The organism is Trichocoleus sp. DQ-A2 (genome assembly GCF_039961915.1).
GTDB lineage: Bacteria > Cyanobacteriota > Cyanobacteriia > Cyanobacteriales > FACHB-T130 > FACHB-T130.
Genome location: NZ_JAMPKD010000004.1, coordinates 134,660 through 150,847 on the forward strand (window position 1 = coordinate 134,660; position 16,188 = coordinate 150,847).

Sequence of the window (16,188 nt, forward strand, 5' to 3'; positions counted from 1 at the left end):
CAACCTCTGGTATGGGTAGAACCCCCCATCTTTGACATAGTGTATCGACGAATACTACAAAACAGGGAACAATATCATTAGACAAATTGACCGTGGTCAGATTGTTGAAGCGCCAAAATCAATAAAAAGCCTTTGGTAGGCTCTCCCGGAAAGCGCTAAGGGAGTACCTGCCAGGATAAATACCGCGATCGGGGAGTTATTTCGTAAAGACAACGCCAAGGGTGTCTGCTAAATTCTGGGATTTTTGGCTGCATCTATTGCTAGCCATGATTTGCCGCACGTTTGCGGACTGGCGATCGCTTTCTTCGCATCTAGCGAAGAGCGCCCTTGATGCTGTTTCTTATTTGCTTGAGGACTAACTGCTTGTAGCTTTGCTGCTTTCCTTAAAATTTTTGCTGAATTATAAAAAGCCTCGTATTATGTTGAAAAAAATCGATGAGGAAGACCTCCTCCTAAAGATAGATCCAATAGAAATTCAGGATTATCGGGTCTTGCAACCCGTGGATGGCTCCGAGTTGAAGTATATAGAGTCCGTGATGGAGCGACAGCGTTTGGTCAGTGCTTTGGAACAGCAGGCACGAGAGTTGGAGGCGAGTCAGATGCGCTTCCGCACTTTGGAGATGCTGTACGAGCTTTTTTGGCAACTGGGTTACACCTTAAACTACGAAGAATTGGTGCGACTGATGTTGGCACACCTGCATCGTGCCGTGCCCCATGATGTCTCAGCGAGCATCTTGATGACTGAAGACTTGTGCCATGTTTTCATCCAACCGAATTGCACCCTCGCGCCGGAAGTTCAGGAGGAAATCCAACAGCGGCTGCTCAAAACTTTTGTCCGCATGAGGGGGAAAAATACCCAACTAGAGGCGGAGCAATGCCCAATTACAACGATAGAGCCACAGGGATTTGATGGAACGCGATCGCCCATTCACAGTTTGGGTTCGTCTTTCCAAGTGCCGATTATTAATGCTGAAGGCAACCAAGTGGTGGGACTGCTATTCGTGGCAGCTCAAGCGGAGGGAGCATTTACTGAAGAGCAGGTACGATTGCTGTACACGGTGGCGAACCAGGCTTCTGCCTCTATTCAGCGGTTGCGGACGCTGCTGGCTGCTGAACAACAACATTTAGAGAGCTTGGTAGAAAATTTGCCGGAGGGAGTGCTGCTACTGGATGCCAACCAGCGGATTGTTCTGGCAAACCAGGCGGCTTGGAAGTATCTGGCGCTCTTACAAAACCAGAGTTCTACTCCGAGCAATATTGTGACTTTTTTAGGAGAGCAGTCTTTGGAGATGCTGCTACAGCCACCGAGCGAGGGAAAGTTTTGCCATGAGGTGGTGCTGGAGGGAGTACAGCGCCAGGTTTTTGAAGTCGTCGCTCAACCGTTGATCGCCAAGGCGGGTTTAGGAACGAGCAATTGGGTGTTGGTGATTCGGGATGTGACAGAACGCCAGCGGGTCGAGGAAACTTCCCGATTGCGCGATCGCGCGATCGCTGCTAGTAGTAATGGGATTGTTATCGTTGACGCCAGACTGCCCGATTTACCTGTTATCTATGTGAATCCAGCTTTTGAGCGGATTACAGGTTATACGGCGGCGGAAGTCACTGGACGAAATTGCCGTTTTCTGCAAGGAGAAGAAACCAATCAATCGGGGTTACAGGAACTGCGAACAGCGCTGCGGTTAGGAAAAGCTGCGACTGTTGTTTTACGCAACTTCCGTAAAGATGGCACCCATTTTTGGAATGAGTTAAATGTCTCGCCGATTTACAACAGCGAGGGTGTTGTTACTCATTTTGTTGGCATTCAAATGGATATTACGGAGCGCAAACAAGCGGAAGAGCAACTGCTGCACAATGCGTTTTATGATGTTCTCACCGATTTGCCCAACCGAGCTTTGTTCATGGAGCGCTTGCATCGGGCGCTTGAGCGAGCAAAGCATTCCGAGAATTATTTATTTGCCGTCCTGTTTTTGGATCTTGACCGATTTAAAAATGTCAACGACAGCCTTGGGCATATTGTCGGCGATCAAATGCTGATTGCGATCGCTAAACGCCTAGAAAAAAGCCTTCGCCACGGCGATACGGTAGCGCGTCTGGGTGGAGATGAGTTTGCGATTCTGCTGGAAAATATCAATGGGATCGGCGATGCTACCCATGTTGCCGATCGCATCCATCAGGAACTGACTTTGCCGTTAAATTTAAACGGGCATGAAGTATTTACCACCGCCAGTATTGGCATTGCTGTAGGGGCAGGGTCTTCTTACCCCGACTATGGGGGTTATGAGCATCCAGAGGATCTCCTGCGCGATGCCGATATCGCCATGTATCGAGCGAAGGCACTGGGGAAGGCTCGTTATGAGGTCTTTGATAAAAATATGCACGCCCGTGCAGTGGCGCTGCTTCAGTTAGAAACTGATTTGCAAAGAGCGACTGAACGGGGAGAATTTCTTCTTCACTATCAACCGATTGTATCTCTACAAACTAACCAGGTTGTTAGTTTTGAAGCCCTGTTACGTTGGCAACATCCCGAACGCGGTCTTGTTTCTCCGGGAGAGTTTATTCCGGTTGCAGAAGAAACCGGATTGATTACTCGGATTGGCTGGTGGGTACTGCGTGAAGCTTGTACCAAATTGCGCGAATGGCAGACGCAATTTCCGAGTTCTATCCCTTTGAGTATCAGCGTAAATCTTTCAGGTAAACAGTTTTCTCAACCAGATTTAGTGGAACGCATCGCTGAGATTTTCGCGGAAACTGGTGTGGATGCTAGCAGTTTAAAACTAGAAATTACTGAAAGCGCCATTATGGAAAATGTTGAATCTGCATCAGCGATGCTTTGGCGACTGAGAAAGCTGGGCGTTCAGTTATATATGGATGACTTCGGAACAGGTTATTCATCATTAAGTTACCTGCGGCGTTTCCCGATCGATAAGCTGAAAATTGACCGATCTTTCGTTACCCAGATGGCAGGGGATAATGAGAGTCTGGAGATTGTCCGAACAATCGTGATGCTAGCTCACAATCTGGGAATGAATGCGATCGCAGAGGGTGTGGAAACTGTAGAGCAACTTGCTCAACTGCGATCGCTTCAATGTGAATACGCTCAAGGATATTTCTTCTCGAAGCCGGTCGATGCTGACACGGCGCGATCGCTCATTGCCAGCTCAAACACTCATTGATTCCTCCAACTCGCAAGTATTGAATTCACTCATTTCTGACAACTCAACTTTAGCGATTTGGAGATAAGTCAGCATCGAGAAGAATAAATTAGGTTCTTGTGCCGTATTTAATTCAAATGAGAATTGCTATCGATTTCTCGATTAATGTCCTAGCTACTGGCTGCTAAAACATTCGTGGAGGCAGGGTGCAGCAATCCTGTCAAAAGTGATGCTGGACGTTGGCTGTAAGGCCAAGCAAAGGCATGACGGAATGCCGCCTCCTGACAAGCTTGCAACTGTTCAAAATCAATAATATCCAGTGTCAGCAGATTTTCATACTCAAAGGGCAGACGCACATTGTGTAACCCAGCATTATCAGTACAGATGGCAATATCTACACCCGCTTCAAAACAGCGGTCAAACACCAGTTTGAGTTGACGCATATCCTCCAACGTGCCTGTTTTTAAGTAAGTGGTAGGACATACTTCCAAACACTGATTTTGTTGAGCCAATTGTGGTAATAATTCTGGGTATTGCAGGGGGATTTGGATGCCGTGACCGATTCGCATCAAATACGGCAGCAGTTCCGGATAACAGCCAGAAGGGGTTTCGTAGAGATGACCCGTAGTTTTAATACCGAGCGATCGCGCATCTTTATACAATTGGACAAACTCATCTAGACGCTCGGAAATTTGAGCATCTCCCCCCGCCATGTCCACCGCGCAGACATATTCCTTCTTCTGTGCTGCCAAATCAACAATCGCCCGGTTTACCTCATAAGGGAGCCGCGAGTGCATACACAGAATTTGACTGGTGACAATCGGATACTCAGGTACCCGACTGGCTTTGCCGACAATATCCACAATTGTCGCCATTTGGTCAATTCGTTCTGATTGGCTTAAATGCTCGGACGTTCGCAGATACGGTGTATATCGCAATTCCAAATAAGCCAAATTCTCAAAGATATAAGCACCCCGAATCAGCCGATAAATGAAGTAGGGCAAAGTTTCTGCCGTTTGCGTACTTTCCACCAGCGTATGTAGTTCTAGATACTCATCCAGCGTGTTGCGGGGTCGCGTGTAAAATTCTTCAAACTCTGGGTAATTCGGAAATCGTTGAGCCAGCTCAGAATCGCTGCGATGGAAATACCGCCAAAGAATGCGAGGCACAACAGAACCGCCAAGATGGCGATGTAATTCAGCATATAAAGACACAGGAACCTCTTGCCAGTAATTGTGGAGTTGTTATCTTGTTAGTTGCTAAGGGTGCGCGGTGCGCCCCTTGTAGATGTGAAGCTGCGAATTGTTAATCTGAAGTTGACAGCGGTAGCACCATCTGTTAATAATTGTAATTTGTGAAAACTCTAGCTCTTTTAATAAACCCTTGGCTAACGTAGTTGTGATCGGTGCCCAGTGGGGCGATGAAGGCAAAGGTAAGATAACTGATTTACTGAGTAAATCAGCAGATGTCGTAGTACGTTACCAAGGGGGTGTCAACGCTGGGCACACCGTCGTGGTGGAGGATCAGACCTTTAAACTGCACCTGATTCCCTCTGGAATTTTATATCCGGACACCGAGTGCATTATTGGTTGTGGGACGGTCATCGATCCGCAGGTTCTGATTGAAGAACTGGATCAATTAGAAGCTCTGAAAATATCTACCCGTAATCTATTGATTTCTCAGAATGCTCACGTCACGATGCCTTACCACAGGTTAATTGACCAGGCATCCGAAGAGCGACGCGGTAGCTATAAAATCGGCACCACTGGACGCGGCATAGGCCCCACTTATGCAGATAAGTCGGAACGAACCGGCATTCGAGTCTTAGACTTGATGGATACCGAGGGTTTGCGCGAACAGGTGCGATGGACGATCGATTATAAAAACGTCATTTTAGAAAAGCTTTACAACTTACCGCCCCTGGATGCAGAAATTGTGATCGAGCAGTACCTGGGGTACGCCGAGCGTTTGCGTCCGCATATCGTGGATAGTTCCCTAAAGATTTACGACGCGATTGGGCGGCGGCGCAATGTTTTGTTTGAGGGTGCCCAAGGAACGCTCTTAGACTTGGATCACGGAACCTATCCTTATGTTACCTCCTCAAACCCAGTCGCCGGGGGCGCTTGCGTGGGTGCTGGGGTAGGACCAACGATGATCGACCGCGTGATTGGGGTGGCGAAAGCGTACACGACGCGGGTAGGTGAAGGGCCATTTCCCACCGAACAGAATGGCAGCGTCGGAGAAATGTTGTGCGATCGCGGGGCGGAATTTGGCACCACGACGGGGCGCAAGCGTCGCTGTGGCTGGTTTGATGCAGTAATCGGTCGTTATGCCGTGCGGATTAACGGTCTCGACTGTCTCGCGATCACCAAACTAGATGTTCTCGACGAACTAGAGGAAATTAAGGTCTGCGTCGCCTACGAAATTGATGGCGATCGCACCGAAGATTTCCCCACCAACTCCCGGCAATTTTCCCGCTGTCAGCCGGTTTACAAAACTCTGCCCGGATGGAAACAATCTACTGCTGACTGCCGTACCCTGGAAGACCTACCCCAGCAGGCTTTGGATTATCTCAAGTTCCTGGCAGAGTTGATGGATGTCCCCATTGCGATCGTCTCCCTCGGTGCTAGCCGCGATCAAACGATTATAGTAGAAGATCCGATCCACGGACCTAAGCGGGCGCTATTGCACGCCAATGGCACGCCGGTAACATCACATCGGTAATGGGCGAAAAAATTAAAAGTTAGAAATTAAAAATAGAAGAAAGACTATTTTCTAATTTTTAATTTCTAATTTTTCATGAAGATCCCAATTACCAAGTCACGATTAGCAACTCACAAACAACGAAGATGGAACATACAGTTGAATGTCAAAAGCGCCCTGAAGGGAGCAAGCCGAATGCCCTTCGTCGCAGTGGATTAGTCCCAGCCGTCCTATACGGGCACCAAGGAACTGAATCCATTGAACTGACTTTGGAAGCCAAAAAAGCTGAAACTTTACTCAAAGGTGCCTCCGTTAATAACACCTTGATCCAGCTCAACATTCCTGAGATTTCTTGGAGTGGTAAAACACTGCTCAAAGAAGTGCAGACACATCCTTGGAAAAGAACCTCCCTGTATCACCTCAGCTTTTTTGCGGTCGCGGCTCATGGCGACCTAGATGTGCAAGTGCCCCTGCATTATGTAGGAGAAGCTTATGGTGTTAAGCAAGAGGGCGGCGTATTAGACCCCGTACTCAACGAACTTCAAGTACGGTGTGCGCCTGAAAGCATCCCAGATTCGATTGAGATTGATGTCTCTAATTTGCATATCGGAGATAAACTGCATATCGGCGAACTTGTTTTGCCGCCTGGGGTGACAGCGCTTGGTGAGCCAGATCAAGTGACTGTAAGTGTCCTCCAACCTCAAGTCCAAGCTGAAGATCAAGAAACTGAGTCGGAAACTGAATCTGAAGCATGAGGCAATGGCTTTTTGCCAGTTTGTTTCTCATTGGCTTGAAGACCAGGGGTTAAGCCCCTGGCTTTTTTTTAACTGTAATGACACATTCGTGAAGCGATACGTTTTCTCGCTATAAAACGCAAAAAATATGACAGAAACTTCTTTTCCCCCTTTAATTCAGCAAATGTTGCAGCCGAGTTTTTATCCTCATCCGGTGACGCAACCCATTGAGCTGATTCAGACACACGTTTCTTATGTGTTATTGACAGGTGATTTGGTTTATAAGGTTAAAAAGCCGATGAATTTTGGCTTTTTAAACTATTCAACGTTAGAGCTAAGGCAGCATTTTTGTAACGAAGAGATCCGGCTGAATCAGCGCGGTGCATCGGAAATTTATTTAGAAATTTTGCCAATTACTCAGACAGACGACCAATTTCATCTAAATGGCACGGGCGAGCCGGTGGAATATGTGCTGAAAATGCGCCAGTTTCCCCAAGATGGCTTATTCAGCAATCTGTTTGAGCAAGGCTTGCTGACGGAAAAACTCATGGAGGACTTAGGACGGGTTGTTGCCAAATTCCATGAAAAAGCCCACACGGATGACTATATTCGTAAATTTGGTGAAGTGGCTCAAATTCGGGATGCTATCGATGAAAATTATCGGCAAACTGAAAACTATATTGGTGGGCCGCAAACTCAGGAACATTACGAGGAAACCAGGCAGTATACAGACTCTTTCTTCGCTAATAGAGAGGAGCTATTTAAAAGCAGAATTCAAAATAATTGGATTCGGGAATGCCACGGGGATTTGCATCTGAGAAATATTTGTCTCTGGCAAGACAAGATTCTGCTATTTGATTGCATTGAATTTAACGAGCCGTTTCGCTTTGTCGATGTCATGTTCGACATTGCCTATGCGGTGATGGATATGGATGCGCGATCGCGTCCAGACCTCGGCAATGCCTATTTGAATACTTATGTCGAGCAGATGGGAGATTGGGAGGGGTTGCAGGTGTTGCCTTTGTACTTGAGCCGTCAAGCTTATGTACGGGCGAAGGTGACTTCTTTCTTGTTGAACGATCCGGCTGTTCCCGCAGCGGATAAGGAAAAAGCCGCCGCCACTGCTGCCCAATATTACCAACTGGCGTGGGAATACACGCGATCGCCGTCCCCGGCGTATGCCTCTGTTAGCGGCTCCTCCCGCCAAGGAAAGCTGTTTTTGATGTCTGGTCTATCGGGTTCTGGAAAGAGTACGGTAGCGCGGCTCCAGGCGCGACGTTTGGGGGCAATTCACATCCGTTCGGATGCGCTGCGGAAACATTTAGGCGGCGTTCCCTTAGAACAACCAGGAGGGGCAGACCTTTATTCCGATGAGATGACTCAGAAGACCTACAGCCGGTTGTTGGAATTGGGGATAATGCTGACTAGCCAAGGTTGGTCGGTGATTTTGGATGCGAAGTACGATCGGCAGAAGTTGAGAGAAGATGCGATCGCTCAAGCCACTGCTCACCAAATCCCTTTGCAAATCCTCCACTGCACGGCACCAATGGAAGTTTGCCAGGATCGTCTCGCCTCCCGTACTGGTGATGTTTCTGATGCTACCGTTGACCTATTGGCGAAGCAACAAGCCACTGCTGAACCTTTTACTCAATCCGAACAAGCCTACGTGAAAACTTTAGACACGACTCAGGATTGGGAGTCACAATTAAATAGCTAATCGAAAAGTGGCTAATTGAAGGATTCAACCACTCTTCGGTTAGCCACTTTTGGATTAGCCAGACACTTATGACGAACAAAGGCAATGGGTTCAGATCCCTGGGACTCTCAAGTGGGTTCTCTGCTGGGTTGAAGTACTGGTTGTTTTTTCTGATTTGCTTTGTAATGCTGGGGTATCGGGTGCCCTTAAGCATCTTTCTGGGGGCGGTTGGGGGTTTTGCAGGGGCATGGGTGGTTGCCTGGTCAAAAGCCAAAGATGAACCCCGGCAGGTACGCTCAGAGGAGACGAAAGAAGGTTCCAATGGGCGGAATCGGAATAATTCGGCAAACAGAAAACGCTATGGTAAACCCAAAAAACAATATCGTGGCTTAAGTGGTCGTCGCGACCGGGGCAACCTAGGAAATAACCAACAAAACAATACAGCCTACAACACAGAAGATAGCCGGGAAGACAACACAGAAGATAACCGGGAAGAATAATTCTGCTGGGGATGAAAAGCAGGGGCGCAAAAGGGAGACAGGAAGTTATCCTCTTTTAGATTTTGGACTTCAGGTTATGGATTTTAGATTTTGGCTCGTACAAGTCTTGTCCGTAGACACGCTGAAGCATTGATTTTTAGTGGCTTTAAGGTGAAATGGTATAGAAATTACTAATTACCTTGTTCTATGTTTTTGTTTCTCTCAAAACTGCTACCGCTATTTATCTATCCCTTGGGAATTGCCTGCGTGCTAATGATTGTGGCACTGGTATTACTGTGGAAACGCCCTCGTTGGGCGGCGGTGCCGATTGTTTTGGCATTGATTGCCTTGCTGGTGGGGAGTAATGGCTGGGTGGAGAACTCGTTATTGCGATCGCTAGAATGGCAAAATCTCCCACCAGCCGAACTCCCAACTGCTGAGGCGATTGTTATCTTGGGCGGTGCCACGAAATCGGCTTCGCCGCCTCGACCGAGTGTAGATTTGAGCGAAGAAGGCGATCGCGTCTTCTATGGTGCCCAGTTATACCGCGAAGGCAAAGCTCCTGTCGTGATTGCTAGCGGCGGACGCATCGACTGGCGGGGCAGTGGGGCACCGGAATCTGCGGATATGGCTGTAATTTTAGAAACATTAGGCGTCCCCAAATCTGCCATTCTTCAAGATCCTCGCTCTTTGAACACTTATGAAAATGCGGTGAATGTGCGGCAAATTTTAGAAAAGCAGGGGATTCGCCGAGTATTATTAGTGACTTCGGCAATGCATATGCCGCGCTCGCTCCTGATTTTCAAGCGTCAGGGAATTCAAGCCATCCCCGCACCCACCGACTTTTTGGTGACAGAAGCAGACTTTCTCGAATCCAACAGGAGCCTGCAAGCTCGAATCCTAAATGTTTTACCAGATGCCGAGCGGTTACACAGGTCAACCAGAGCGTTAAAAGAATACATTGGAACAGGGATCTATCGCCTTAAAGGCTGGCTTTAAAAAGTTTAGACAGTAGTTTGAAGCGATTATTTTTCCAACCTTCAACCTTCCAACCTTCAAAAATGCCAAAAGAATTCCCACACTTTATTCCAGCACCTCCCCCCGTAGCGGACATCTTTGCCACCTACCAAATGACTCATGACTTTTACCGGGAAGCCGAGTACCGAAAGGAACTTGAGCGTTACTGCCAGTGGTATCAGATGACAGCGGAAGCTAACCGGCAAGAGTTGCAGAGAATGCGGGGTGACATCAATATATTCGGCTGGTTTAATCGCGGTAGGCGATGATAGTCAATGGCTCATGGTCAATGGCTCATAGCTAATCGCGAATATGAGCCATTGACCATGAGCCTAATTTAGAGTTTCTAGCTCATCCTCGCGGAAGTGACCTTTAAATTTTTTGTCAAACTGGACAAAAACTGGAAGGTTGGCGCTGACGGGTCTGCCTTGCCATTCGTGAATGATTGAGACCACTTCTCCTTCCCGATCCTTGACATCAAAAGGCTTACCCTTATTTTCAGGATGGTGGTAAACAATCACAGATTTGATAACGCGGACGCGATCGCCTACTTTCATTTCTTGATCTCCGGTTGGGTATCTGAGTCAAACTGGTGCAGCCTTCTTTTGAGGAATAACTGCTTCCACCAAGCGTGGTGAGCTGGGAGCGTTGCCTATCAAGACGCTTGGCTCTTACCAGTACCCAAGCATTGTGCTATTGTGAACAACCTTAATATTCTTGCACAGGACGGTAACTTCCTCTTTATGGACTTGGAGGGGGTGCTGACGGAACTGGCGATGCTGAATTTTCGGGCGGGGGTACTGAGGGAACTGGTGACGCCGAATTTTCGGGAGGTAGCGGCACTTGTGTAGATGGAGACGGAGAGTTTTGCGGTGATGGCGGCACGCTGGAAGCGGGAGATGGCGTTTCGGGGACTGGAACGGGCAACGGTGCGGGGTTGAACAAGCGATCGCGTATTTGCTGGAACCCTTGAGGATTGTATTTCCACCAAGCATATAACCCAGCCGCACTGCCCCCCAGCAGTAGGAGGAAGACTCCCAGTGCGACGACCAACCCTTTCCCTCGACGCAGTCGGTTTGGCTTTGCCGGAACGATCTCCACCGGCACCGCTTCAGCATACTTCACATCTTCAGCTTCAGCTTGCAGACTAGCTTTCGGCATTAAGGTGAGATTCCCGATCTCGCCAAAATTGAGTAGCACCGGATACTCTGGGGAAACGCGGCAGTAAGTAATCACGACTGAAGTATTATCGTGACCGTTCTTCTGATTCGCTAAGTCAATCCAGGACTGGACTGCCGCCTCCAGGGGAATTTTAGCCTGAAGCACCGGCTCCACATAATCTGCCCAGGATCGCTCAACCCAGTTATTGTCGCTCAGACCATCAGAACACAGCAGCAGCAGTCCGTCTTCTTCCACAATGAAGCGTTGCACATTCGGACGAAGAAACTCGGCATCCCGCGTGCCTAGCGCTTGGGTGAGCGCCCCGGCATCGGGTCGCTGTAACGCCTCGCGGTAGAGACTGCGCCCCATGCGTACTTCCCTAGCAGCAACGTCATCGTCTACTGTCAGCAGCTGGCAGGAATGGGGGGTAATCCAGTAGGCGCGGCTATCCCCAACATGAGCGATATAGAGTTCGTGGGCATTCCCCACACCAGAATTAGCCGTCGCCACCTTCTGGGGCAGCTGGAGAGCCATCACCAGCGTCGTTCCCATCCGCCGTCTAGACTCTCGTCCTTGGTCGTCATTGCGGGCACAAATAAGGTTATTGACTACCCGGATACTTGCCGCAAGTTGCTCTTTCACCAGTTCTGGTGGCACGATTTCGGTTTGCTCTGCCACTTCCGCCAAAAGCGCCCGCACTTGCAGTTTCAGGGATTGTACTGCTAGTTGGCTGGCAACTTCTCCACCTTCATGACCGCCAATCCCGTCACAAACGATGCTCAAGTGGGGAATCAGCGGGTCTGTTGTTTGGGTGAAGTCTGCGGCTAGTAAATCCCGCGCGGTCGGATAGCAAGTGTCTTCGTTGTGGTCGTGTTGGGGACCCGTATCGGTGGCACCGGCAACCCGCAAGCGCAAGGGGAGTTCTGCTGCCTGCTCCAGTAATAGCTGATTTAGCCGTTCGGCGATCGCGCTTTCGGTCGCATCTTCAGCTTGCATCAGTTCGCAAATTTCTAAAAGTGGCGTCACCGCTGATGCCTGGATTAATCGACACCAACTGGCGATAACAAGGCCCAGATCCCGGAGACTTGGGCTAAACCCCGCGACTATTTGATCCCCGGTCGGTTCCGCTAAGGCGTGAGCGGCAAAAGGCTCAAGGCTCAAGGTAAGAGGCAGAAATTTTTTCTCTTCCCGCCGACTTCCTCCGATTTGCCTGTGGTCAGAGATCCCATTCCCATTGTTTGTATGGGCAACTTCCATCTCTGGGTCGGTGACTGGGTCGGCGTAAAGTTCTAACAGCCGCAACCGCCACCCTTCAACTCGGAGATTGTCCGCAACTAAAAGGCTAGAAGCTACCCCAAATTCCGCCAGCGGCGTCCAAAGTTCCAGAATTTGCCAGAGCCAGTAAATCTGGCGGACTGCCGATGCTTGGGGCAAAGCGTCCAAAATGGAAGGAAATAGCTTGCCCGTGGCATCCATCGGGACATTTTCTAGCAACAGAATCTCAGTCGGGGATGGAGAATTTCCCACTGCTGCATATCCATAGACTTCGGGGAGATGAAACCGCTGGGGATATAAGCGCAGGTAAGGGTAAAGATTTTCCGGGAACTGTTCGGGGATCTGAGGCGGCTGTGTCGGTTGAGTATCGAGCCAAACTTGAGGTGCAACAACTTGATATCTGTCTTGCACGAATTCTCCGACCGGGATCGTTGCAGCAACTGAGCCAGTTGCCCAAAGATAGCGATCGCTCTTTAACTGGGAACTGTTCATAAACTGAAATTTTTATAAAAAAGCTTCCAAGAGATTCTTAAGGAAAAATTCCACTGGGTTCTAGGAAATTTATAGATGAAATGTTGTAGTAAACAGAAAGGCAAGATGCCTTCCCAATCCTAACTGGCTTTCATTGGAATAGTTCATCTTACCTTGATAACTATCCTTACCGGGATATCAAGAAGGGATTGAGTTTTATGACGATTTGGTTTCTAGCAGGGTTGTTTGATTCTCCGTTACTCATTCAGCTGGCGCTCCAGCCTTTGGGATTCAGCCCAACTTTGTTGTGGTTACTGGTAGGGGCGATCCTTTGCTCAGTAGAGCTAGTTGTACCAACAGCTTTTACCGCTTTCATGATGGGAATCAGCGCCTTCGTGGTGGCACTGTTAGTCATGCTGCTCCCATTACCGGCGGCTTTACAGGTGGTGCTTTGGTTAGTGTTTTCAATTGCTTTCGTTTACCTGGGTCATCGCTTGATGCCGAGGCGAAAGGTGTCTTCGATGGAAGATGCAACCGAGGGTCAGACTTTAACAGAGATTTTGCCAGGAGAGATGGGGCGGGTACTCTACGAAGGAAATTCTTGGAAGGCACGATGTGAAGATGAGAAACTGGCGATCGCTCCTAATCAAAGAGTGTACGTCGTCAGACGGGAAGGCACAACTCTGGTCGTGCTTCCAGAACACCTGTTGAAATCCTAATTCTAGGGTTTATCAATCTGCGATATTGTAAAAACGAGGTTCACAATGGAAGGATTTTTTGGGTTACTAATTGCTTTAGTTTTAGGCGGATCTGCCCTCTCAGGCGTCAAAGTGGTTACGCAAGGAAACGAAGCTTTAGTCGAAACTTTAGGTAAATATAGCGGCAAAAAACTCAAACCCGGTTTGAATTTCGTGATCCCGGTTTACGAAAGAGTCGCTTACCAAGCAACCGTCCGGGAAAGAGTTCTCGATATTCCTCCCCAACAATGTATTACCCGCGACAACGTTTCGATTACCGCTGATGCTGTCGTCTACTGGCGCATTCTGGATTTGGAGAAAGCCTACTACAAAGTGGAAAATCTCCAGTCAGCAATGGTGAATTTGGTGCTGACGCAGATTCGAGCAGAAATGGGCAAGCTGGAACTAGATGAAACCTTTACTGCCCGGACTCAAATTAACGAACTTTTGCTCAGAGAACTGGACGAATCTACCGATCCTTGGGGAGTGAAGGTCACGCGGGTAGAACTGCGAGATATCGTTCCTTCCAGGGCTGTGCAGGAATCGATGGAATTGCAAATGTCGGCGGAACGTCGCAAGCGGGCGGCAATTCTCACCTCTGAGGGCGAACGCGAATCAGCCGTGAACTCTGCTAAAGGGAAGGCTGAGGCGCAAGTTTTGGAAGCAGAAGCCCGTCAAAAATCCGCGATTCTGGAGGCAGAAGGGCAACAAAAGACGATTGTTCTCAAAGCGCAGGCGGAACGGCAGCAGCAAGTTCTCAAGGCTCAGGCTACTGCTGAAGCGTTGCAAGTGATTTCTAAAACGCTCAAAACCGACCCCAACGCCCAGGAAGCTCTCCAGTACCTACTCGCTCAGAATTATCTAGAAATGGGGATGGCGATTGGCAAGAGCGGTAGCAGCAAGGTGATGTTTATGGACCCGCGTACTATCCCAGCCACGTTGGAAGGCATTCGCTCGATTGTCGGAGACACGAACCAAGCTCAATTTTTAGATTTAGATGAGGACAGTTAATCCAGGGCATCGCTAGCAACTTGAGCAACACAGCAGCGATCGCACAGTCCAAAAAACTCCAGAGTATGGTAGAAAATTTTAAACGAGTGCGATTGTTGCAGCTGGCTCTCCAACTCATGGACTGGACATTGATTGATGGGAATCGAGTCTCCGCACTGCAAACAAGTCAGGTGATGCTTGTCTTGTTGCACGGAACTGTAGAGCGATTCGCCACTTGCCAATGTCCGTACCTGGACGACACCATCCAGTTTTAAGGCTTCCAGGGAACGATAGACGGTTGCTAGTCCCATGCTTTGGCTACGATTGCGAAGTTCTACATAAATATCTTGAGCTGAGACAGCTCGGTTCATCGTCTTGAGCAGATTCAAAATACGCTCCTGACTGCGGGTGCGTTGGGCTTTCATGGTCTTCAGTTTTGCTAGATATCCTTAATATGTTTCAGGTTGTCGCTGATACCTTTATCTCTTTCCAGCTTAAATTGCGAGAACTTCACGCAGCTCACACCCTTCCCCCCTTAGAATAAAACAAATATCACCTATCTAAGGGAATAATTTATAGGAATGGCTGTGAATCGGAAATATCAAGCGAAAATCTACGTGACTCTGCGCCCTTCAGTTTTAGACCCAGCAGGCACGGCGGTACAGTCTGGGTTGGGGCATATGGGATATGCCAATGTTGAGCAGGTGCGAATCGGAAAGTATATTGAACTGACTCTGATGGCAGAAAGTGAGGATGAGGCGCGGCATCAATTAGATCGGATGTGCGATCAGTTGTTGACGAATCCGGTAACGGAAAACTATCGGTTTGACCTAACTGAGATGTCGGGTCAGATAGAGACGGAGATATTCTTTTAGGATAATAGGGGCTAGGTAGTTGGTAGTTAGTAGCGATGGGTCATTTGTGAAGAACCAATCGCTACTGATGACTTCTGGCTAGCCAGTCTTCCATTAGCGATTAGCAATATGAAATTTGGGGTTGTTGTGTTTCCGGGTTCTAATTGCGATCGCGATGTCGCCTATGTGACTCGCGATTTGCTACATCAGCCAACGCGGATGGTTTGGCATGAAGACACGGATATTTCCGATCTCGATGTGGTAGTGATTCCGGGTGGCTTCAGCTACGGCGATTATCTGCGATGTGGCGCGATCGCTCGTTTCTCTCCGGTGATGCAAGCAACGATTAAACACGCCCAGCAAGGGAAGTTTGTCTTGGGTATCTGCAACGGGTTTCAGGTGCTAACAGAGGCGGGACTCTTGCCAGGGGCGCTTACCCGCAATCAAGAGTTGCATTTTATTTGCGATCGCGTTCCCGTCAAAGTCGAACGCACCCATCTCCCTTGGACGCAAGCTTATTCTACGGGGCAAGTCATTACCCTCCCGATTGCCCACGGAGAGGGGCGATACTACGCGGATGCCGATACTTTGGCAAGGCTGGAAGATAACCAGCAAATCCTCTTCCGCTATCACGGCGAGAATCATAACGGCTCTTTGAATAATATTGCGGGTATTTGCAATAAAAAAGGCAACGTGCTAGGGATGATGCCTCATCCAGAACGCGCCTCAGACGCGATTTTGGGCGGTACGGATGGCATTGGGTTGTTCCAAGGATTACTGTCTGCGGTGGCAGCGATCGCATAGTACCGTAGCAAAAAAGTTTTGTTGAACCACAAAGACACAAAGAAAGCACGAAGTTTTCTTTGTGTCTTCGTGTCTTTGTGGTTAATCTTCAAACACCTATATATTTAGGTAGAAA

16 protein-coding genes are annotated in these 16,188 nt (G+C 48.7%); 12 read left to right on the top strand and 4 right to left on the bottom strand.

What is annotated here, in order from left to right; genetic code table 11:
- The first annotated feature begins 221 nt into the window (after window positions 1–221).
- Window positions 222–359 carry a hypothetical protein gene (locus NC997_RS05050; protein ID WP_190412578.1) on the top strand — a complete coding sequence of 46 codons (138 nt, stop codon included), beginning with the start codon at window positions 222–224 and terminating at the stop codon, window positions 357–359.
- 60 nt (window positions 360–419) lie between these two features.
- On the top strand, window positions 420–3,173 hold the full coding sequence (locus NC997_RS05055) for an EAL domain-containing protein (protein WP_190412579.1): 2,754 nt from the start codon (window positions 420–422) through the stop codon (window positions 3,171–3,173).
- Window positions 3,174–3,322: 149 nt separating this feature from the next.
- On the opposite strand, the gene NC997_RS05060 is transcribed toward NC997_RS05055, so the two are convergent.
- Window positions 3,323–4,366 (bottom strand): adenosine deaminase, encoded by a 1,044-nt coding sequence (locus NC997_RS05060; protein ID WP_190528399.1) that lies wholly within the window; start codon window positions 4,364–4,366, stop codon window positions 3,323–3,325.
- A 169-nt stretch (window positions 4,367–4,535) separates the two neighbouring features.
- On the opposite strand from NC997_RS05060, the gene NC997_RS05065 reads away from it, so the two are divergent.
- The 6 genes from NC997_RS05065 to NC997_RS05090 all read left to right on the top strand — a co-directional run bounded on the left by NC997_RS05065 (window position 4,536) and on the right by NC997_RS05090 (window position 10,050).
- Window positions 4,536–5,876, top strand: a complete 1,341-nt coding sequence (locus NC997_RS05065; RefSeq protein ID WP_190412581.1) for an adenylosuccinate synthase — start codon at window positions 4,536–4,538, stop codon at window positions 5,874–5,876.
- A 125-nt stretch (window positions 5,877–6,001) separates the two neighbouring features.
- Window positions 6,002–6,610: a 50S ribosomal protein L25/general stress protein Ctc gene (locus tag NC997_RS05070; protein WP_190528401.1), complete on the top strand. Its 609-nt coding sequence runs from the start codon at window positions 6,002–6,004 to the stop codon at window positions 6,608–6,610.
- 127 nt (window positions 6,611–6,737) lie between these two features.
- Complete coding sequence (locus tag NC997_RS05075) at window positions 6,738–8,306, top strand: AAA family ATPase (protein WP_190528403.1); 1,569 nt, start codon at window positions 6,738–6,740, stop codon at window positions 8,304–8,306.
- 179 nt (window positions 8,307–8,485) lie between these two features.
- On the top strand, window positions 8,486–8,785 hold the full coding sequence (locus NC997_RS05080; RefSeq protein WP_190528405.1) for a hypothetical protein: 300 nt from the start codon (window positions 8,486–8,488) through the stop codon (window positions 8,783–8,785).
- A 186-nt stretch (window positions 8,786–8,971) separates the two neighbouring features.
- Window positions 8,972–9,763 carry a YdcF family protein gene (locus NC997_RS05085; RefSeq protein ID WP_190436911.1) on the top strand — a complete coding sequence of 264 codons (792 nt, stop codon included), beginning with the start codon at window positions 8,972–8,974 and terminating at the stop codon, window positions 9,761–9,763.
- 62 nt (window positions 9,764–9,825) lie between these two features.
- Entirely contained in the window at window positions 9,826–10,050 is a 225-nt protein-coding gene (locus tag NC997_RS05090; RefSeq protein ID WP_190412586.1) for a hypothetical protein, read from the top strand.
- Between the two features lie 63 nt (window positions 10,051–10,113).
- On the opposite strand, the gene NC997_RS05095 is transcribed toward NC997_RS05090, so the two are convergent.
- Window positions 10,114–10,338 carry a ferredoxin-thioredoxin reductase variable chain gene (locus NC997_RS05095; RefSeq protein WP_190412587.1) on the bottom strand — a complete coding sequence of 75 codons (225 nt, stop codon included), beginning with the start codon at window positions 10,336–10,338 and terminating at the stop codon, window positions 10,114–10,116.
- A gap of 184 nt (window positions 10,339–10,522) precedes the next feature.
- On the bottom strand, window positions 10,523–12,709 hold the full coding sequence (locus tag NC997_RS05100) for a protein phosphatase 2C domain-containing protein (protein ID WP_190528407.1): 2,187 nt from the start codon (window positions 12,707–12,709) through the stop codon (window positions 10,523–10,525).
- 197 nt (window positions 12,710–12,906) lie between these two features.
- Between NC997_RS05100 and NC997_RS05105 the strand changes: the two genes are divergently transcribed.
- Together NC997_RS05105 and NC997_RS05110 are read left to right on the top strand one after the other, a co-directional pair.
- A complete protein-coding gene (locus NC997_RS05105; RefSeq protein WP_190528409.1) occupies window positions 12,907–13,407 on the top strand; it encodes an NfeD family protein in 501 nt (166 codons plus the stop codon).
- Window positions 13,408–13,452: 45 nt separating this feature from the next.
- The gene (locus NC997_RS05110) at window positions 13,453–14,436 is read left to right on the top strand and encodes an SPFH domain-containing protein (protein ID WP_190528411.1); all 984 of its coding nucleotides are present in this window, start codon (window positions 13,453–13,455) and stop codon (window positions 14,434–14,436) included.
- On the opposite strand, the gene NC997_RS05115 is transcribed toward NC997_RS05110, so the two are convergent.
- Window positions 14,433–14,840 carry a Fur family transcriptional regulator gene (locus NC997_RS05115; RefSeq protein WP_190412589.1) on the bottom strand — a complete coding sequence of 136 codons (408 nt, stop codon included), beginning with the start codon at window positions 14,838–14,840 and terminating at the stop codon, window positions 14,433–14,435. The two genes, NC997_RS05110 and NC997_RS05115, sit on opposite strands and share 4 nt — an antisense overlap.
- A 162-nt stretch (window positions 14,841–15,002) precedes the next feature.
- On the opposite strand from NC997_RS05115, the gene purS reads away from it, so the two are divergent.
- Window positions 15,003–15,290, top strand: coding sequence for a phosphoribosylformylglycinamidine synthase subunit PurS (gene purS, locus NC997_RS05120; protein WP_190412878.1), 288 nt, complete (start codon window positions 15,003–15,005; stop codon window positions 15,288–15,290).
- A gap of 108 nt (window positions 15,291–15,398) precedes the next feature.
- Window positions 15,399–16,073, top strand: coding sequence for a phosphoribosylformylglycinamidine synthase subunit PurQ (purQ, locus tag NC997_RS05125; protein WP_190528413.1), 675 nt, complete (start codon window positions 15,399–15,401; stop codon window positions 16,071–16,073).
- Window positions 16,074–16,188: the final 115 nt, after the last annotated feature.